This is a genomic window from Candidatus Paceibacterota bacterium, from assembly GCA_041661305.1.
GTDB lineage: Bacteria > Patescibacteriota > Minisyncoccia > Phycocordibacterales > VMEP01 > VMEP01.
The window spans coordinates 1-19,154 of sequence record JBAZUR010000002.1; the positions used below are offsets into that span (position 1 = coordinate 1).

Below are 19,154 nucleotides of genomic sequence, written 5' to 3' on the forward strand. Positions count from 1 at the left end.
AAAGAGTGGAAAGGGAGAGAGTATCTGCAAGGATAGTCTCAGCAAACACGCAAGCGTGCAACCAAAAACGTCCTCCAAACCCCTCCGGCAAGACACTAGGTCTCATTACTTAGAGATTTCTGCCCTCGTCTAGAAAAGTGCTATAATTAGCTAACGTTCCATCAACCTATCATAGTTATTAAAATATGTCAAGAGGAATAAACCCCAACAATGAAACCTCCCCTGAACTTAAAGGGAGTACTGACGAAAACAAAAAAGATGATTCTTTTCTTGATCAAACCCTCAGACCATCTCATTGGGATGAATATATTGGGCAACAAAACATAAAAGAGAATCTGCGAATACTTCTTACCGCTGCAAAAGAGCGAAATCATCCACCAGAGCACCTTCTTTTTTATGGTCCTCCAGGCCTCGGAAAAACAACCTTAGCTTATTTGATAGCCAAAGAAACTGGCGCTCAAATTAAAGTTACCTCTGGTCCAGCAATTGAAAAAGTTGGGGACCTTGCTTCTATTCTTACAAACCTTCTTCCGGGCGATATTCTTTTTATTGATGAAGTTCATCGACTAAACAAAACCATTGAGGAAGTTCTTTATCCTGCAATGGAATCCGGTTCTCTTGATATCATTATTGGCAAAGGGCCATCTGCGAGAACTATTCAACTCGAACTACCAGCTTTCACTTTAGTTGCGGCAACTACTCGTATCGCACTTCTATCTGCACCACTACGCTCTCGTTTTTCTGGTGGAACATTCCGTCTCGAGTTTTACAGCGAAGACGAAATTAAAAAAATAATTGACCGGTCAGCAAAAATTTTGGGAACTAATCTCGTACAGGAAGCTTCTCAAGCAATCGCTAAAAGAAGCAGATTCACACCACGCATGGCTAATTATCTTTTAAAGAGGTGTCGAGATTTCGCTCAAGTTCACAAAGAATCTTTATCTGGAGAGATAGTAGAACGAGCATTAGAACTTTTGGGAGTTGATGAACTTGGACTTTCCCCTTCAGACAGGAGAATCCTTTCTGTGATTATTGATAAATTCCGCGGTGGACCAGTTGGCCTCGGTACAATTGCCGCAGCAACAGGAGAGGAGGAGGCAACAATTGAAGAGGTTATCGAGCCATATTTGATTCAGCTTGGATTACTTGAACGCACTGCTCGTGGTCGCATCGCTACTCCTAGCGCATATCTACATTTAGATTTTGAGCTACCGGTTGATAGGCAAGAAAAACTTATTTAATCTAACAAAATACTAATTTTGTACTTTCTTCTTCTTGTTATAAGCTGAAAGCTATATAAACTAACCCTTAATTAAAATGTCCGGTCATTCAAAGTGGTCCCAAATAAAAAGACAGAAAGGAAGCGAAGATGCTAAGCGTAGTAAGGTTTTTGCAAAACTTGCTCGTGCTATTTCCCAAGAATCTAAACGTGTTAAAGGTGATGCAAGCTCTCCTGGTCTTAGGGTGATGATTGAAAAAGCAAAAAAAGAAAACATGCCAAAAGACACTATTGAGCGCGCTGTTAAAAAAGGAACAAGCGCCGATATGGGTGAATTATTTGAGGTAATGTACGAAGCATATGGCCCTGGTGGTTCTGCAATTTTAATCGAAGGACTAACTGACAGTAAAAATAGAAGCGCTGCTGAAATTAAACACCTTCTTTCTTTGCATGGATCTGCCCTCGCTTCACAAGGAGCTGCTGCCTGGGCTTTTGCCAAAGAAAATGGCGAGTGGATTCCACAAGTAACTGTTCCTTTGTCTGATGAAGACGGCGGGAAACTTTCTTTATTGATCGAAGAACTAGAAGAAAGAGAAGATGTTCAAGATGTTTACACGAACGGAAACTAAAATAAAATTAAAATGCGCATACTTGCTGTTGATCCTGGACTAGAAAGAGTTGGTATCGCTATTTTAGAAAAAGAGCGTGGAGGGAAAGAAGTACTTATTTTCTCGGAATGTTTTAAAACAAAATCTTCCTTATCTCTTCCTGAACGTCTCAATTTAATTGGTTCGCATATAAACGAAATCGTAACGGAATACGAACCAAACGCTCTTGCAATCGAGTCATTATTTTTTGCAACCAACCAAAAAACGGCGATGGTAGTTTCACAGGCTCGTGGCGTTATTGTCTACGAAGGAACACGTGGAGGTCTTCCCGTCCACGAATACACCCCTCTTCAAATAAAAGTAGCGGTAACCGGCTATGGAAAAGCGACGAAATCTCAAGTTGACTCTATGGTTCAGAAGTTAATAAAAATACAAAAAAAGATAAAATCTGACGACGAAATGGATGCTGTAGCAATAGGATTAACCTGCTTTGCTTACCTTAGAAACTAGTCTTATCCACTAAAAAGTTTGCACTTTTTTTTGTTTTTGATACAACAGTGGGAGTTAGGGTTTTAAATTGAAAATATGTTAGTCCAGAGAGAAGAAAATGGAGTCTGTGTGACACCTAAATTATCTCTGAAAACGTGTGTTTTTTATAAATTAAATCTTATTTTTGTTTTATGGAAGATGATATGAAAGAAACACCAGACGTTTTGTCTGATGAAGCAGTCGATGGTCTTTTGGGAGATGACCTTTTAAGCGAAGATGGTCTTCCGGATGATTTAGATGTTGATGACCTTGGTGTCGCAGCAACCGACGACGAAGAGGAGGGGGTTTGGTAAAAAGTAAAAAAGCGGGACAATGTGTCCCGCTTTTTTACTTTTTAGTATTTATTTTTACAAACCTTCTTTTACCGACTCGAAGCGTTATAGGATTAACAACCTTAAAATACTGGTCTGTTATTTTTTCATTCGTATCCATGTTAAATATTGCGTTTTCTTCTACAAGTCTCCTCCATTCGTTTTTTGAAGAAATTATTTTTTCTTTAAGCAATACATCAACCAATAATTCTTCTTTTTTTATAGTAACAACGGTCGCGTCTTCAGAAACGCCTCCTTTTTGAAAAGTTTTAATGAAGTTTTCTTCTGCTTCTTTTGCTTTTTTCTCACCATGATAAAGAGAAACTATTTCTTTACCTAAACGCATCTTGGCATCACGTGGGTTTCCTCCTTCTTCTACTGTTTTTTTGATGTTGTTTATTTCTTCATCTGAAAGCCTAGTGCAAAGAGTAAAATATTTAACAATCAAATCATCCCTTACTGCCATAACCTTGCCATACATGTCGGTCGGTTCATCCAAGAGATTAATCACATTTCCCCAAGAAGAAGACATTTTTCTTCCGTCTGTACCCTCAAGCATTTGGCAGTTAATTATGTCTTGTTCTGTTTGTCCATAATGTTTTTGAATTATTCTTCCGGCTTTTAGATTAAATAGTTGGTCAAATCCACCTATTTCTACATCAGCTTTTACGGCAACGGAGTCATAGCCCTGCATAAGTGGGTAGAGTAATTCCCGCAAAGAAATCTCTTCCCCTTTTTCAATACGATCTGCAAAATTTCTGCGATGCGACATTTGTTGCAAAGAAAAACACTCTGCTAGTTCAATAATCTCATTGAAGTTCAGCTTTTTTAACCACTTAGAATTAAAGTGGAATTCCGCTTTTTTTAAGTCTAAAATTTTTCCGACTTGAGCTCTGTAATTTTTTAAATTATCTTTTATTTTTTTAGTTGTGAGCATTGGCCTTTTTTCAAGTTTATCCGAAGGGTCGCCGATTAAAGCCGTGGTGTCGCCAACAATAAAAACAACCTTGTGTCCAAGTTCTTGAAATTCACGAAGCTTCCATAAAACAATTGCTCTCCCAATATGTAAAAAAGGCGAGGTTGGATCAAACCCTAATTTAACACGAAGTTGTTTCCCTGAGCGAAGCTTCTTTTCCAACGATTCTCTAACAAAAACTTCTTCAACTGAGTGGGTAAGTAAATGTTTAATTTTCTGCTCGTCAGTACTAACTTTCATGTCTCAAACTTTATCACAAAAGCCTTTATTTGTCTTACGGTAAAGGATTTCGCGTGGTATGCTTAATTTTATGAAAAGACTCCATATTGCCCACAAAACAGTGCGTAAACACCCCTTAAGAACCTTCTTTATCATTTCTTTTATTGCTGGTGGTTTTGTTTTTTTGTGGCTTTCGAATTTACGTCTTCCGGACTTTAATTCTTTTGACGAAAGGAAGGTTTCGAGTTCTACAAAAATATACGACCGCACCGGTAAAATACTACTTTACGATGTTCATCAAGGGGTCCGTCGCACGGTTGTTCCGTGGAGCGATATTAGTGTTTATGCCAAAAACGCGACTGTTGCGATTGAGGATTCTGAGTTTTATCAACATCAAGGAATTAAACCTTCCGCTATTCTTCGCGCTGTCTTAGTAAACATTTTTTCTGGTGGTTATTCTCAAGGCGGTTCAACCATAACCCAACAGGTTGTAAAAAACGCTATTTTAACCAAAGACAAAAGTATCTCTCGTAAACTAAAGGAGTGGGTCTTGTCGTTAAAACTAGAAAAAACCACAACCAAAGAAGAGATTCTTTCTCTTTATCTAAACGAAGCTCCTTATGGAGGAAATATTTACGGCATCGAAGAAGCAAGTAAACTTTTTTTTGGTGTAAGCGCAAAGGATTTAACCTTGGGACAATCTGCCTATCTCGCCGCCCTACCACAAGCACCAACCTTTTATTCTCCTTACGGAAATAACAAAGAGAAATTAGAGATTAGAAAAAACTATGTCTTGAAAAGAATGGTTGATTTAGGGTTCATTAAACAAGATGAATACGAAACAGCAAAAAATGAGGTGGTTGTTTTTCTTCCAAACACGACCAATAATGCAAAAGCAATGCACTTTGTTTTCTTTGTTAGAGAATACCTAGAACAAAAATATGGCCTCGACGCATTAGAATCTGGTGGTTTAAAAATTACAACAACACTAGATTACGACCTACAAACTAAAGCTGAAGAAATTGTTAAGCGAACCGCTTTGGAAAATGAAGTAAAGTTTAACGCAACAAATGCTAGTTTGGTAGCTATTGACCCTAAAACAGGACAGATTCTTGTAATGGTTGGTTCTCGTGATTACTTTGATAAAAAAATTGATGGGAACTTTAATGTCGCCCTCGCAAACAGACAACCTGGTTCATCTTTTAAACCATTCGTTTACGCAACCACATTTATGAAAGGGTACACCCCTGATACAGTGCTTTTTGACGTTAAAACTGAGTTCCAAACAACTTGTACCGCAGATGGAAAACCTCTTCCCGGAGCAAAAGCTGAGGATTGTTACCAGCCAGAAAATTTTGATGGTAAATACTTTGGTCCAATGTCTATTAGAAACGCCCTCGCACAATCAAGAAACATACCCGCCATTAAGGCTCTTTATCTTGCTGGTATTCAAGACTCTATTAACACAGCAAGAGTAATGGGAATAAAAAGTTTGGTAAATGACTCTAGTCGGTATGGTCTTACTCTTGTTTTGGGAGGTGGTGAAGTTTCCCTTCTTGATATGACTAGTGGTTACTCTGTGTTTGCAAACGGAGGAGTCCGTAACCCTTATCAAAGTATTCTTCGTGTCGAAGATGGTGATGGAAAAATTCTTGAAGAATTTAAGGAAAACGGAAGTGTTGTGATACCAAAAGATATTGCTCTTCAAATATCAGATATACTTTCTGACAACAAAGCTCGAGCTCCTGAGTTTGGAGAACACTCTGCTTTGTATGTTGAAGGTCACGGCGATGTAGCATCCAAAACAGGTACTACAAACGATTATCGTGATGCTTGGATACTTGGGTATACTCCATCCATTTCAGTTGGAGCTTGGGCTGGAAACAACGACAATAGCCCTATGCAAAAAAAGATTGCTGGTTTTATTGTTGCGCCGATGTGGCACGAATTTATGATGTATGCCCTATCAACCTCAACACCAGAACAATTTGAAAAACCAAAACCAATCGATCCATCACTAAAACCAATTCTCCGAGGAGTGTGGCAGGGTGGAAAAACTTTTACAGTTGATAAAATTTCAGGAAAACTAGCAACAGAATACACACCAAATGAAACAAAAGAGGAACGTGTTATTAAAAATCTCCACAGTATTCTTTACTGGGTTTCAAAAAACGACCCATTTGGACCCCAACCAGAAAATCCTTCAAACGATCCTCAATTTAGGTTATGGGAAGCAGCAGTTTTGCAATGGGGAGCAAACAACCCTAGTTTAGTTATTGGTTACGAAGAAAGTTCTATACCAAAAGAATATGATGATGTTCATACTCAAAAAAATATTCCGGTTGTTAGAATAACAGAGCCTTCTACTTCGAAAGTTTATAAAATTGGTGAAAAGATAAAACCAGAACTTAATATTTCTTCTCGTTACAATATCTCTAGGATTGATTATTTTTTGAACAACACCTTTCTTGGTAGTTCTTCTGATGTTTTTGGTTTTTCCTTTACTGTAAAAAATGATGATTTAAACTCTGACTATAATACTTTTAGGGTTGTTGTGTATGATTCTGTTTTTAACAAGACTTCTTTATCTCAATCAATTTCTTTTGATTTTTAGTTTAAATCTATAATTAACTCTTTACCGGCTTCTTTATTTATTGCTTTTATAATTTCTGATTTTTTAATATAAATATAGCTTTTTTCTTTTGGTGAACACTGTAGTGATGCTACTTTTTTGTTTATTTTTATATTTTTTTTATCTATTTCAATATTAGTCTCTTTTTTAACTGTCTCAGATATTATTGATAAAATAACATCTTTTTCTAAAATTATTTTTTTAATTTTATCAAAAAGAGACCCAATGTTGTTTAAATCCATACTTATCTATTCATTGGCATTACAAGATAAAGAAACGAATTATCAGAAACGTTTTTTATGATTAATGGTTTTGAATTACCATTAAATTGTAGAATTAGACTATCTTGTGTGATTGATTGGAAACAGTCAAAAATATATCTGTAGTTAAAATTAACCTCAACCTCCTCTCCTGATATCGCCGCTTCAATATTTGTATCTGTTTCCCCAACATCCTGATTTTTTGTTTTTATTTTTACTTGTTTTGTTTTTGGTGATACAAAAAACGAAACTTGATTAAATTTATCAAGAAAGGTGTTGCTTAATTTAAAAGCATTAATAAGATCTTGTTTTAAAACAACAACTTCTGTTTTTTTCTCTTTTGGTATTATTTGTTGATAGTCAGGAAAAACACCATCTATTAATCTTGAGGTTATATAAACTCCATTAAAAGATATTGATAATTGGTTTTTAGTTGTTTTTATTGTTATTAAACCATCTATATTCTCTGTAATTTTTACAATCTCGGTAATATTTTTAAAAGGTATAATAATTCCATTAAAATCATTAATTGTTTTTGTTTTTATTCTTTTTTCTGCTAAACGAAAAGAGTCTGTGGCGACAAAAACTAATTCGTTATTGTTTTGATAAAAATAAACACTAGCTATTTCTGGTTTTATCTCTGTTACAGCAGCACTATAAAAAACTGATTTTACTCCGTTATTAAAAGTTTTTGCTTCTATTTCAAAAGATGTGTTCGTTGAGATAGTTGGAATTGTTGGAAAGTCGTTATATGGGTAACATTTTATAATTGTTTTATTATTTTTTGTTGTAACTAAAATATTCTCATTAACTACTTCTAAAACAACATTTTTTTCATTTTGTATTCCAGAGAGAAAATTATTTAAAGTACTTCCTTTAATAGCCACTATTCCTTCTTTTTCTATTTTTGCTGGAATTTCAATTTCTACTCCAAGATCTAAATTTGTTGCTCTTATTTTTAATGTTTTTCCACTAGCAATCAAAAGGACACAACTTAAAACATTTAATGTTAAGTTTTTACCAGTAGCTCTCTCAGTTATAGAAACACTGTCTTTAATTTTTTCTACTAAGCATTCTATCTTCATAGTATTTATATATAAGAGTTATGATTATTATTATGAGACTGTTGATATGTGGATAAAAGTAAAAAAGTATTATTTATTAACCTTTTAATAATATTTTTTTTATCAACTAAAGTGTTAATAAACAACTGATAATAAAAAACAAAAATTTGATTTTTTATTAAAACACTATATTTAGTAGTTTTTATTAACTTCATGTTTTTATTTCAATAACACTTTATCCACAAGATATAAATTAAAACAAAGCCTTAATTTGTTCTAATTCTTGTAATAAAGAATTGTCCGTTTTAATTTCTTTTTTAATTTTTTCACAAGAGTGAATAACTGTTGTATGGTCACGGCCACCCATCTTTTGTCCAATAGAAGGGTAAGAAATATCAAACTCCTCTCTTAAAATATACATAGCTACTTGTCTTGGTTTAACAACATCCTTCCTTCTTGTTTTTTCATACACACTACTTTCGTCAATATGGTAAAAGTCAGCGATTATTTTAACAACATCTTTTACCGCCATATTTTTCTTTGGTTTAATGTTGTTTTTTAAAAGGTTTTTTATATCAAACAAAGAAAGATCTTTGTTTTTAAGCTTTGTGTGACAAATAACAAGATTTAAAGCTCCCTCCAATTCTCTAATGTTTCCTTGGATTATCGAAGCAACGTACTGCATCACCTCTTCTGGAGGGAAGAAGTTATTTTCTTTTGCTTTTGCGGATAAAATAGAGAGACGAGACTCGTACTCTGGTTGACTAACATCAACTGTCATACCAGCACCAAACCTAGACTTTAATCTTTCTTCTAAGTTTGGAATAAAATTAGGGTGAACGTCTGAAGAAAAAATAATTTGTTTGTTGTTATCGTAAAAAGCATTAAAAAGGTGAAACAACTCCTCTTGGGTTTTTTCTTTGTTTGAAAGAAATTGCACATCATCAACAATCAACATATCGTATTTTCGATACTTCTCTTTAAAAGCTGGTACTTTGTTTGCCTGCATCGAGGTAACAAAGTCAACAGAAAACTTCTCTGATGTGGTGTAAAAAACTTTTCTCCCGTTATGTTTTGTTTTTAAAGTATTCCCTACTGCTTGAATAAGGTGGGTTTTTCCAAGACCTGTTCTTCCGTAAATAAAAAGAGGATTGTAAGCTGTTCCTGGTTTTTCAAGTACCGCTTGAGCGGCACTGTATGCAAGTTCATTAAAAGAACCAATAACAAACGAATCAAAGGTGTAGCGAGGATTTAGATTATCGTCTTTGTTTATATACAGATCTGCTAAGGGAAGTTCACGTAATAAAGGAGATTTTGAAAAATCACTGGTTACTTGTTTTGGTTTCTCATTTAGGTTTTTAACAACAACATATTCAAGACCACGAACATACTCTGATGTGTCGCGCATCTTTTGAAGAATAAATTTATGATATTTGTTAAATATCCAATCTTTAACAAATTCATTAGGAACTCCAACAAAGATAATACCCCCCTCTTCTTTTACAATGTCGGTGTTTTTAAACCATGTACTAAAATTTGCTTTTGAAACATGAAGCTCTACTTCAAGAAGTGTGTTTGTCCAAAGATTTTTTAAGTCGAGCATAAAGAGTTGTTTGTTCGGATATTATAATGGGTAAAACCAAAAAGGGAACGTGACAAAAAAACGTTTTTATGTTAATAAAGTGTTAACAAGGTGGTGATTCTAAAACTAGAACACATTTGTTTTGTCTTTAGTAATAATCTCTAATAATTCATGTCCCAAACATATCAGCCAAAAAAGAAAAAAAGAGCCAAAGCTCACGGTTTTTTGGTTAGGAAAGCAACAAAAGGAGGAAAGAAGGTAATTAAGCGAAGAGCAGCAAAAGGAAGAAAAAAGCTTTCGGTTTAAGAACAAAAAAATGCTCGCAAAAAAAAGGAGGGTGAAAACAAAAGAGTTTAACTCGGCCTTTTCAGCTATTTCCACAAAAAGCTACGTATCTCCGTTTTTTTCAATCAAAATTGTTCCTGGGGCAAAAACAGCAGAAAAAACACTATTCTCTTGTGTTGTCTCAAAAAAAGTAGCGAAAACAGCAGTTTTAAGAAACAAAACACGCCGTCGTGTCTATGAAGCGATTAAAAAATCCTTACCAAACATAAAAAACGGCTATATTTGCTTGGTTTTTGTAAAAAAAGAGGTAATAAATGCAGATTTTTCTACATTAGAAAAAAATATAAATGAATTAATGAAAAAAGCAGGTATTTTATGAAAAAAATAATAATTTTTATTATTAGAAAGTATCAAAAATATTTATCTCCAGACAAAGGAATTCCTTCTTATTTCATAAAAACCCCAACATGTGGTTTTTACCCAACTTGTTCAGAGTATTGTGTTCAGGCTATTGAAAAACATGGTTCATTTTTGGGAACCAAGCTGTTTTTAAAGAGAATAATACGTTGTCATCCTGGAGCAGAACCCAGAATAGATCTTGTTCCGTAGATGTTGCTAAAAAGGAGCCATTGGTCGTAGAATAGAGAAATGGCTTACCTTTGGGAAGTTTTAATTCATCAACCGTTATATAACGGCCTTGTTTTTTTAATCAACAGTATTCCCGGTGGAAATGTTGCGGTTGCAATCATCCTGTTAACGTTGCTTGTTAAGCTCGTTCTCTTCCCTTTAACAAAGAAATCTATCAGAACACAGGTTTTAATGAGAAAATTAGAACCAGAACTCGCTTTAATAAAAGAAAAAGGGAAAAGTAAAGAGGAACAAGCGCGCCAAACGATGGAGCTTTATAAAAAGCACAATGTTAATCCATTTTCCAGCTGTTTGATTGCGATTATTCAGGTTTTTATAGCAATCGGACTTTATAATGTTTTGGCGACAGGAATAGTCTTAGATGAAGACTCCCTTTATTCATTCGTTGTTTTTCCTCAGATAGTTAATTCTTTGTTTTTGGGAATAATTGATACACATACACCAAGCTACCTTTTAGCCTTTCTTGCAGCAGTCTCACAATATTTTCTAGCCGCACTTTTACCAGCCCCACATAAAAAGGAAGGAAAAGAAGCCCCCACTTTTCAGGAGGATTTGGCTAGAAATATGCATATGCAAATGAAATACGTTTTACCAGTTGTTATTCTTGTTATCGCAACAAGATTTCCAGCAGCAGTTGCTCTTTATTGGGTTGTAAGCAACCTCTTTTCTATTGGACAAGAAATTGTTATAAGAAAAGGAATGGAAAAGTACGATGTGAAAAATCCACAAATTTCAGCATAAAATGAATACAGAAGAAATAAAAAAAATAATAGAGGAAACCCTTAAAAAACTCACGACTACTTTTGAGGAAGTTGAAATAAAAAAGGAAGATGATGGTTCTTATATTTTTTCAATTAAAACAAATGATGTTGATTTTCTTGTTGGTAAAGATGGTACTTCCCTCCTCTCTTTAAATCACCTCATCAAAAGAATGGTTGACCAAAGTTTAAGTAAGACAAAATCAGACGAACAACTCTCTTTTATTGTTGATGTAAACGGATACCAACAAAGAAAAATTGATGATTTAAAAAATAAAGCAAAAATGATGGTGGAAAGAGCGCGCTTTTTTAAATCAAGTGTTGAGCTTGAGCCAATGTCGTCTTATGAACGAATGGTTGTTCATACCTTTCTAAAAACGTTACCAGATATCAAAACAGAATCTATTGGTGTTGGTAGTGAACGAAGAGTTGTTGTTAAATACACAGAACCATCCAGTCTCGCCTCTCTTTAATAAATACTAGAGAGACAAAAGCCAAAGAGAGTTATCTGTTTTGTTTATAAAAACAAATTTATCCCCATTTTGATTTATTTGTGGTGAGGTAACATCTATTTGTTCTCTTGAAATTTCTCGCAGGTTTGCTAGTTGGTCTGTTGCACCAGACTCAGTATCAATTTTCCAAACGGTATCAGAAAAACTGATCAATCCTTGGTACCACGAATCAGGGTAGCCACCAGGTACTCTTGGTGTAGTTTCTGGAACAGCACAATAAGTGCTTATGTTATTTGAAGACCAAACACATTTTTCAGAGAGGGTTGCTAAGCCAAGAGAATAGGTAGTTTTTGTTTTTTTGTTAAAAACAGATAAAGATAACCCACCTTCGTTATTTTCTGAAAAAACAGCACGATTTCCATCCGGGGAAAGTAAGGTGGTGAGCCCGTATTTTTTACCAATAACTTTTATTAAAGCAGGGTTTTTTACTGTAATAGAGTAATTGAAACCAAAGACAGAAGAAGAAGGTTTTGTGTTAAGGAAAATAACATCACCTTCTACCCATTGAGGAAGCCACTCTGTGAAAGTAGACTGAAAGATTTGTGACTTTTTTGACCCATCAAAGAAAGAGATGCTTCCAACAGAAGAGTTACCATAATTGATTAATGTAAATATTTTTAATTTATCTGGAGAAACAGCTATTTGGTTTATGTTTTCATCGATAAAAGAGCCAACAAGAATACCCTCATCAGAAGTTGTTGCGCTTGTTTGTATTTTTGCTGAATATGTTTGAATAATATTATCTTCTTCTTTTAGATAGCGGAGTAAAACACTTTCTCCTTTGTCGGAAAAAATAGCCTCGTGTATTTTTGGAATAGTTGTATTGGTTAAACGCTTACTTTCGAGGGAGGAAGTGTTTATTTCTTGAACGTGACCGTTCTCTTTTTCTACATAACGGACAATTGTTGAACTTGCTCTCTCAAAGACAATAAAACCAGCAGTCGGACGAGGCGATAATTTTAAAAGTTTCTGTTTTTTTAATTGATTAGTATTTGCCTCTCCTGTTTGTGTCCCCTCTCCATTGTTTGATACACCATCATTTGTACCACTACCTTTTTCTCTATTATCAAAAATACCAAACGGAGAAAAACTAGAACCATTATCGCTTGTACCCAAAATGTTTGAACCACTTCTATTCAAGAAGAACCAACCTGTGCCAGCAAAGGCAACTAAAACAAGAGAAAGGATGATTGCTAGTGTGGTTTTTGTGGACATGTGTTTATTTATGGTGTTGTTACGTGCCAGTGCTCAGAGTTTTCGTTGTAAAAACGAGCACCACCAAAAATACAGGTTTGACCAATTGACGAACAATTATTTGGGTTTGTTCTTGTTCCGCTCGCTAGGCCAGTTTTAATTATATACTCAGTTATTTTCGGACCAGAGCTATTTTTACCAATATCGACTATCGGGCGGTTTTCCGCGTGTGTTGCATGTCTCCAAAACTCTGTTCCACCACTTACAACAACAACACAATCAGAACCACAAGCTTTTTTAAGTGTTCCTAAAAAAGCAATTGTGGAATCAGGGAGCAGTCCGACATTTGTACAGCTTTTTTGGCCATAAACAGTACAAGGGCTCGCATTTATTCCAACGTTAAGAGTTTTTAATCTATCTCTAACTCTTTGTTCGTCTTTTAGGATTGCGGCGATTCTATCTTTGATTGCTTGTGTAACTGTTGGGTCGCCTCCTATGACACCGGTAGTACTACGAGTGCCAGCACCAGAAGATACGCTAGGAGTAGTGCCAGTCATTGACGGCGCTGTTTTGGCGATATTTAGATTAAGGCTTACTAAATCAGGATTTATTGTATATAGGAAAATATAGATACCGAGAGCAAGGATAAGCCCCAAGATTGCTCCCTCAATTTTAGATTTGGCGTCCCCTATTTTAAAAGGAGATTCGCTTGCCATATATTGAATTCCTCCGATAACTATTTGGATTACAGCAAGGCCAGCTGCAATACCAATGCCAATTTTAAAAATAAGATTAAGGTAATCAGAAAAGGATGTTTCGCTATTAATTACAGCAAATTGGTCATTATAAACTCCCGGTTCGAGTAATGTGTATTCTTGCGCGGAAGCAACCCCACAAAAAATAAAAAACGGAAGGATAGAGAGAAGTAAAAAGAATTTTTTCATACTAACGTCCTTTAAAGTTTAACATAATATTGCCGACCGCCGAGAGCATTATTTTAGAAGGATTTGTTACTAGAAGAGAGATGTCTGCAGACCCACTTGTGCCAGATTGCTGTCTTACAATAAGAACCCCGGGATTTAAGTTCTCTGCTTTTACTGGATTACCGTTAAGTGACCAGCTGTATTTTATTTTACTACTTGTTTTGTTGTTTGGAGAGAAAAAATATGGCTCAGCTGCTATGGAAAGTTCTTCGTTTGAGAGAGGAAGTGAACCTGAAAGTGCTTTTCCATATAAAATACCTAAAATAGGATTCTTTTCATAAAATAAAATTTTAGGCTCTACTATTTGAATTACAACTTCTTCTCTCCCAACTTTAAAATCGGAAGTATTTCTTGCCTCGACTCCTATTTGCTCGCTTTTTTTAAGGTAATCATTTTTTAAAAAAAGCGTGGAAACACCCCTGCCGGAAAGTGAACCTAAAACTTCAGAATCACGGCGCCATTTGTAAGAAAGCTCACTTGTTTTATATGTACCACCATTACTTTTCCAAATATTAGGAATAGCTGTTATTTTTATTGATGATTCCGATGTTGGGAGAGCTTTCCCTTTGTAAAAAGGTGGAGTGTAAACATCCGTTGCCTGCCAAAGTAGGTTGATTTCTGATGGGTTTACTACCAAAGTTCCTTGTGCGGAGGTATTTCCTAACGTAGCACTAGCTTTTATTGATATTGGTTCACCAACTTCCCCGACCTTAAAAGAAACAGATTTTTGACCAACATTTGAAGAAATTTTTTTACCGCCTAAAGACCAGGTTATGTTTGCGAGGTCTAGATTAAAGGAAGAGCTTGAAACTGAGGCTGTTACCACGTCTTGTGGCTCTGGGATCTCTGGTGAGATTTGAATCAAAAGAGAGGAGGACTGGCTAAACGTTACTAAAGGAAATATTAAAAAACTTAACAAAAGTAAATTCTTAAAAATAATTTTTTTGTTAAATAACATTTAATTCTTCTACTTTCGTAACTATTTTTTTCAAAAAGATGTGGTTTTCTATGGTGCGCAAAACAACAAGACTTAAAGCTGTTGCCGGAATAATATTAACGAAAGGGATTACCTCTATTATAAACTGTCCTGCGAGAACAGCCAACTTCCTTCCAGCATATCTACCAGTAAAACTAATGCCGTTCATAAATAAATAAAAAAAGAGTGTTATGTTAAAAAAAAATGTAAAGAAAACAGACATAGCCGAGAGAATCATGGTGAGATTAAGTAAATCTAAAAGATCTTTGATTAAAGCAAAACCAAGCATAAGCATAAAACCAAAGCCAGTTAACTTTCTACTTTTTGTTAAGCTCCCCTCTCTCAATAGCTCAACGTTTTGTTTATTTTCTAGTTTTTTTTCTTTATTCACCTGTTTGTATAAATTGGCTTATTACTCAGATTCGGCTGTAGCTAAGTCATTTTTGGCTTTTTTGATTGCTAGAACTTGCGATGGGTCCGAAGTTATTATCTGGTCTTCGGTGTACGAAGCAACAATTTTTAAAGCCACGTGCTTAAGGCCGGCAAAGAAGATTCCCTCTCCAACTCCCGATTCAAGAAGAAGATATTTTTCCTCGTCTGTTAAGTTGAAAGTTTTTTGAACCATATCAATAGAAGAAGGAGACTGTTTTAAAAGAATTTGTATTGACGAGTTTGTAATAATAGGAAGGCCATATGGAGAATTAAGAAAGTCGCCGACATCTTGAGTAATTGTTGCAAGTCCCAAGTAATATTTACGGCCACGCTTAGCGATACTGAAAAGAAAAGAAGCTGTATCTTCTGATTTCATCATCCACCAAGCTTCGTCAACTACAAGGAGGCGTTTTTTAAGATTTTTACGAACAGCATTCCAGATATAGTGAGTAACAATGTACATTGCAACAGGTTTCAACTCATCCTCCATGTCACGCACAGAAAAAACAACGAATTTTTTGTTGATATCAACATTGGTTGGTTTGTTTATGAAACCAGACCAAGTTCCTTTTGTGTATTTAGATAACTTTTGAAGAAGATCTGCGCTACCGTCCATTCCAGAAAGGACCATTTCGAAGTCTGAAAGTAGTGGTGGTTCGATCGCAGAAAAGTCTGAATCAGCGGTAATGTCTTTGAGGTTATAAGTTTCCGTAATTGCGCGGTCGATAAGGGAATCTTCTCCCGGAGAAAGACCTCCGAGCATAATACGAAACAATCCGACGAGATTTACGATATTTGAACGCAAAACATCAGCAGCTGACTCATCTTCGCGAGGAACTGGAAGATCAAACGGGTTTATGTGGTGGTCTGAAGTAAGAGAAATATTAAAATAACGTCCACCTGTCGCTTCAGCCAAATATTCATATTCACGCTCTGGGTCGATAACGATAACCTCCGTATCAAACATAAGCGTGCGGATTATTTCAAGCTTGGTAGTGTAAGATTTTCCAGAACCAGCCTTAGCAAAAATAATTGAGTTGTAGTTTTCAAGTGAATAACGATCAAAAAGAACAAGACTTGAATTGTGTCTATTTATTCCATATAAAATTCCGCGATCAGAAGTGAGGTCAAAAGAAACAAATGGGAAAAGAGAAGATAGTGGAGAAGAGTTTAATTTAGAATGGACACCTAGCTCATCTGACGCTATTGGAATAACACTTTTAAATCCTTGTTCTTGTTGGAAAAGAGCTGGTTTAACATAAACCATCTTAGATTCAAGGATTGATTTTATTTCGGACTCTATTTTATCAAGTTCTGCCTCGGTTGTTCCGTATATCGTTAGATATAGACCGACATCAAATATTTTTTCTTGGGCTTGCTGAAGAGAGTCGCGAAGAGATTCTAGGTCTTGGTATGCAGTATCAAGCATAGGGTCGCGAACCATACCTTTCTCTTCGCGCATATGTATTTGGCTTTGAACCTCAGCAACTTTTTTCTGGAAAGTATGAAGAATCTTGGCTGTTTCTATTGGGTGTATAAAAATTGAAACATCAAAAACCTTATCTAGGTTTATGATTGGAGAAAACCAGTTGTCAGCTAAAACTCTCGGATAAGAAATAACAAAAAAAGTACGCGCTATTTTGTCGCCGAGGTTTAGAGCCCTAGGCTCAATTTTTAAAGCCGAAGGGGCGATAATATCACGAAGCTCAAGTGTTGCTGCTTGATAGATTTCTTGTGGAAGAATCGGGGTAATTTCCTCCTCTTTTTTTTCATTTCCTGTTATGAAATCAAATATTCCCATGGTATTTATTGATTGAGCTTGATAGCTTTTTCTGTCTCTCCTGGATTAAAAATTTTATAAAAAACCTCGATAACCTCTTCGGTTCCAAGCTGGACAGCTCTAACTCCAAAACGAGATAGCCCCTGAGCAACCACTGAGACACGCTGGTCAAGCTGTGAACGACTTTCTTCAAAAAGTTCTGTTTCAGCGATACGGGACTCCGCGGTTGGTTCTTTATTTCCCGTCATTCCTGGAATCGGAGGAAGTGAAAAACCACTACTACCCTTCCCTCCAATAGATGGGGCGCTATAAGGAACCACTATAAAAAAGTTTTTAGTCATAATGTTTCTTGTTTCAGCAAGGTTTTTTATAAAATCAATATATTCTCGAGTCTGTATTTTAAGAAGATCTTCTAATTGTTCTTTCATTCTGTCTTCAAGCATTGTTATGTATGGCTTTATGTCTAGCTTGCGAGATTGAATGAATATTTGAATTGAGAAATCCAATGAGTTTAAAAAACCTTGGAATTGTAAAATAGTAGCAGTCTGCTCGTCTTCTGATTTTAAAGCGAGATTTAAAGAAGAAGTCATGATTAGCGCCCTCAAAGAGCCGTCTTTTAAAACAACAACGCCATCGCGTACTTCTTTAATAGGAACAAAATCTTGAGCTGCTTTAGATTGAATAGCCATTGGTTATTTGTGGTTAGTATAGCAAATAGACACTAAAATGTATGTTCACAAGGCTCTTTACTTCTTTTTTTCACGAGAAAAAACTCCTTTTTGTGAAATCATTCTTCTTTGCTCGTGGTTAAAACATCAAGACCCCAAGAGAGATCTTTTAGTTTACTATCAGAGAGGCGCGGAACCAAAGAATTGTCAGTGTCACCCTTCTTTGCTTTTTTTGTTATCTCCATTGGCCGATTTTCTTTTTTCCAAATATATAGTTTTTCTCCGAGGTAGTAGCGAAAAGCTGCCTCAACGCTGTAAATGAACGGTTTGTCATTTATTTTATAAAATGCAAAAGCAACTGCGAGGGCTACTATAGGAATCACAAAAAATAGAGTAATTACTAAAGGAAGAAAGCTGTCTAGTATTTTATACACAACAAAAGCCATTCCCGCTCCACCAGCTAGGTAAATAAATTGTTTAAAAGTAAATGGACCAAAAATCTTATCCTCTACTTCAATAAATTGCGGAACATGAAACTGCATTTAATTAGTATAGCGTACTATTAGATGTTTTAAAGTTGTTTAGGTTTTTATTTTTCTCTTTAAAAACACGTATAAAAATCTGCTGATTTTTTACTATACTCACGCCGTCGCGTTGCGTAATGTTTTTAAGGAGAAAAACTAGAGCTGAAGAAAAAGAAAGCAATACGAAGCCAAACTTCATAACAACGATTATCAGAATCATTGTTTCTGGAATTAGATTTGTTCTCGATATGGATCCAGTTGGTACTTTGTCTCTTTTTTAGGAAGAGCGAAAGAGTCTGTTAGTTTTTGTTCAACTATATCAATTGGCGTAGAAGCACTTTCCTTTGCAGTAGAATTTTTTTCCTCGAGAACAGGTAGAACTTTTTGTGAAGAAATTTGGGGAATAGTTTTACCTGAAGAAAGTTCTCTTTCCGGTGTGATTAATGGATTTTCAACGTCATTTAGTACATTTTCTCTTATAAGACTTTCGTTTTCTTCGGTTTCCATGTGCTTGTCTTCACTTACAATTTCAACACCACTTTCTTTAAATATGGTTTTATCAACAGGGTTTAGTGCGGTTTGCTCAAGTACATTATTTTGTGGAACATCTTCTCTGTATGCATCATGTTTTACTTCAACTAGCTCGGTTTCGCCATGTACCTTTTTTAACGATTCACGAATTGAACCAAAAATTTGCTCATTTATATCGTGGACAATTAAGCCGGCGATATCGTGAGTCACACCAAGCTTTGACTCCACTACCCCCAAAAAATCTTTTGGGTTTGTTATGCCAAACATAACCAAGTTTGTTTCATCAACCAAGATTGTTAACTTATCAATATGGAGAGAGTATTTTGATCCAATTTCTCTAATTTTTTTACCAGTATCAAAACCAAAAAGAACATCTTTCACATCGTCTGGGAGATGCTCGAGCATTTGTTCAAGTTGTTGGTTTGTGTAGTTCATCTTAAAAG

Annotated in this window: 22 protein-coding genes; 10 read left to right on the top strand and 12 right to left on the bottom strand. The window is 35.4% G+C overall.

The annotated features are described in order from the left end of the window. The first annotated feature begins 185 nt into the window (after positions 1 to 185). The 4 genes from ruvB (at position 186) to WC724_02495 (ending at position 2,669) form a co-directional block, all read left to right on the top strand. The gene (gene ruvB / locus WC724_02480) at positions 186 to 1,241 is read left to right on the top strand and encodes a Holliday junction branch migration DNA helicase RuvB (GenBank protein ID MFA6077864.1); all 1,056 of its coding nucleotides are present in this window, start codon (positions 186 to 188) and stop codon (positions 1,239 to 1,241) included. Between the two features lie 76 nt (positions 1,242 to 1,317). Beyond that, positions 1,318 to 1,848 carry a YebC/PmpR family DNA-binding transcriptional regulator gene (locus tag WC724_02485; GenBank protein MFA6077865.1) on the top strand — a complete coding sequence of 177 codons (531 nt, stop codon included), beginning with the start codon at positions 1,318 to 1,320 and terminating at the stop codon, positions 1,846 to 1,848. Between the two features lie 12 nt (positions 1,849 to 1,860). Further along, positions 1,861 to 2,337, top strand: a complete 477-nt coding sequence (gene ruvC / locus WC724_02490) for a crossover junction endodeoxyribonuclease RuvC (GenBank protein MFA6077866.1) — start codon at positions 1,861 to 1,863, stop codon at positions 2,335 to 2,337. Between the two features lie 170 nt (positions 2,338 to 2,507). Beyond that, entirely contained in the window at positions 2,508 to 2,669 is a 162-nt protein-coding gene (locus WC724_02495; GenBank protein ID MFA6077867.1) for a hypothetical protein, read from the top strand. Positions 2,670 to 2,703: 34 nt separating this feature from the next. Here the strand turns inward: WC724_02495 and tyrS are convergent, their stop codons facing one another. After that, positions 2,704 to 3,903, bottom strand: coding sequence for a tyrosine--tRNA ligase (gene tyrS / locus WC724_02500; GenBank protein ID MFA6077868.1), 1,200 nt, complete (start codon positions 3,901 to 3,903; stop codon positions 2,704 to 2,706). A 70-nt stretch (positions 3,904 to 3,973) separates the two neighbouring features. Between tyrS and WC724_02505 the strand changes: the two genes are divergently transcribed. Continuing rightward, positions 3,974 to 6,496, top strand: a complete 2,523-nt coding sequence (locus tag WC724_02505; GenBank protein MFA6077869.1) for a transglycosylase domain-containing protein — start codon at positions 3,974 to 3,976, stop codon at positions 6,494 to 6,496. Here the strand turns inward: WC724_02505 and WC724_02510 are convergent. The 3 genes from WC724_02510 to dnaA form a co-directional block, all read right to left on the bottom strand. Beyond that, entirely contained in the window at positions 6,493 to 6,756 is a 264-nt protein-coding gene (locus WC724_02510) for a hypothetical protein (GenBank protein MFA6077870.1), read from the bottom strand. The genes WC724_02505 and WC724_02510 overlap by 4 nt on opposite strands. 2 nt (positions 6,757 to 6,758) lie before the next feature. Next, positions 6,759 to 7,859: a DNA polymerase III subunit beta gene (dnaN, locus tag WC724_02515; protein ID MFA6077871.1), complete on the bottom strand. Its 1,101-nt coding sequence runs from the start codon at positions 7,857 to 7,859 to the stop codon at positions 6,759 to 6,761. Positions 7,860 to 8,091: 232 nt separating this feature from the next. Continuing rightward, on the bottom strand, positions 8,092 to 9,441 hold the full coding sequence (dnaA, locus tag WC724_02520; protein MFA6077872.1) for a chromosomal replication initiator protein DnaA: 1,350 nt from the start codon (positions 9,439 to 9,441) through the stop codon (positions 8,092 to 8,094). Between the two features lie 150 nt (positions 9,442 to 9,591). On the opposite strand from dnaA, the gene rpmH reads away from it, so the two are divergent. Genes rpmH through WC724_02545 form a run of 5 tightly spaced genes read left to right on the top strand, consistent with a single transcriptional unit; the run spans position 9,592 to position 11,584 of the window. Further along, a complete protein-coding gene (gene rpmH / locus WC724_02525; protein MFA6077873.1) occupies positions 9,592 to 9,726 on the top strand; it encodes a 50S ribosomal protein L34 in 135 nt (44 codons plus the stop codon). Between the two features lie 10 nt (positions 9,727 to 9,736). Then, positions 9,737 to 10,084: a ribonuclease P protein component gene (rnpA, locus tag WC724_02530; GenBank protein MFA6077874.1), complete on the top strand. Its 348-nt coding sequence runs from the start codon at positions 9,737 to 9,739 to the stop codon at positions 10,082 to 10,084. Next, positions 10,081 to 10,314, top strand: coding sequence for a membrane protein insertion efficiency factor YidD (gene yidD / locus WC724_02535; GenBank protein MFA6077875.1), 234 nt, complete (start codon positions 10,081 to 10,083; stop codon positions 10,312 to 10,314). Before rnpA ends, yidD begins: the two co-directional genes overlap by 4 nt. Before the next feature lie 39 nt (positions 10,315 to 10,353). Then, complete coding sequence (locus WC724_02540; GenBank protein ID MFA6077876.1) at positions 10,354 to 11,094, top strand: YidC/Oxa1 family membrane protein insertase; 741 nt, start codon at positions 10,354 to 10,356, stop codon at positions 11,092 to 11,094. Position 11,095: 1 nt separating this feature from the next. After that, positions 11,096 to 11,584: a R3H domain-containing nucleic acid-binding protein gene (locus tag WC724_02545; GenBank protein MFA6077877.1), complete on the top strand. Its 489-nt coding sequence runs from the start codon at positions 11,096 to 11,098 to the stop codon at positions 11,582 to 11,584. 6 nt (positions 11,585 to 11,590) lie between these two features. Here WC724_02545 and WC724_02550 read toward each other — a convergent pair whose 3' ends face one another. The 8 genes from WC724_02550 to WC724_02585 all read right to left on the bottom strand — a co-directional run bounded on the left by WC724_02550 (position 11,591) and on the right by WC724_02585 (position 19,146). Beyond that, on the bottom strand, positions 11,591 to 12,838 hold the full coding sequence (locus WC724_02550; GenBank protein ID MFA6077878.1) for a hypothetical protein: 1,248 nt from the start codon (positions 12,836 to 12,838) through the stop codon (positions 11,591 to 11,593). A gap of 8 nt (positions 12,839 to 12,846) precedes the next feature. After that, positions 12,847 to 13,761 (bottom strand): pilin, encoded by a 915-nt coding sequence (locus WC724_02555; protein MFA6077879.1) that lies wholly within the window; start codon positions 13,759 to 13,761, stop codon positions 12,847 to 12,849. Between the two features lies 1 nt (position 13,762). Then, positions 13,763 to 14,758, bottom strand: a complete 996-nt coding sequence (locus tag WC724_02560) for a hypothetical protein (protein ID MFA6077880.1) — start codon at positions 14,756 to 14,758, stop codon at positions 13,763 to 13,765. Continuing rightward, positions 14,748 to 15,167: a hypothetical protein gene (locus WC724_02565; protein ID MFA6077881.1), complete on the bottom strand. Its 420-nt coding sequence runs from the start codon at positions 15,165 to 15,167 to the stop codon at positions 14,748 to 14,750. The genes WC724_02560 and WC724_02565 overlap by 11 nt, the downstream gene beginning before the upstream one ends. 21 nt (positions 15,168 to 15,188) lie before the next feature. Beyond that, on the bottom strand, positions 15,189 to 17,009 hold the full coding sequence (locus WC724_02570) for a DUF87 domain-containing protein (GenBank protein MFA6077882.1): 1,821 nt from the start codon (positions 17,007 to 17,009) through the stop codon (positions 15,189 to 15,191). Between the two features lie 5 nt (positions 17,010 to 17,014). Beyond that, positions 17,015 to 17,677 (bottom strand): hypothetical protein, encoded by a 663-nt coding sequence (locus WC724_02575; protein ID MFA6077883.1) that lies wholly within the window; start codon positions 17,675 to 17,677, stop codon positions 17,015 to 17,017. A gap of 98 nt (positions 17,678 to 17,775) precedes the next feature. Beyond that, a complete protein-coding gene (locus WC724_02580; protein MFA6077884.1) occupies positions 17,776 to 18,198 on the bottom strand; it encodes a PrgI family protein in 423 nt (140 codons plus the stop codon). Between the two features lie 213 nt (positions 18,199 to 18,411). Continuing rightward, on the bottom strand, positions 18,412 to 19,146 hold the full coding sequence (locus WC724_02585; protein ID MFA6077885.1) for a hypothetical protein: 735 nt from the start codon (positions 19,144 to 19,146) through the stop codon (positions 18,412 to 18,414). Positions 19,147 to 19,154 lie beyond the last annotated feature (8 nt).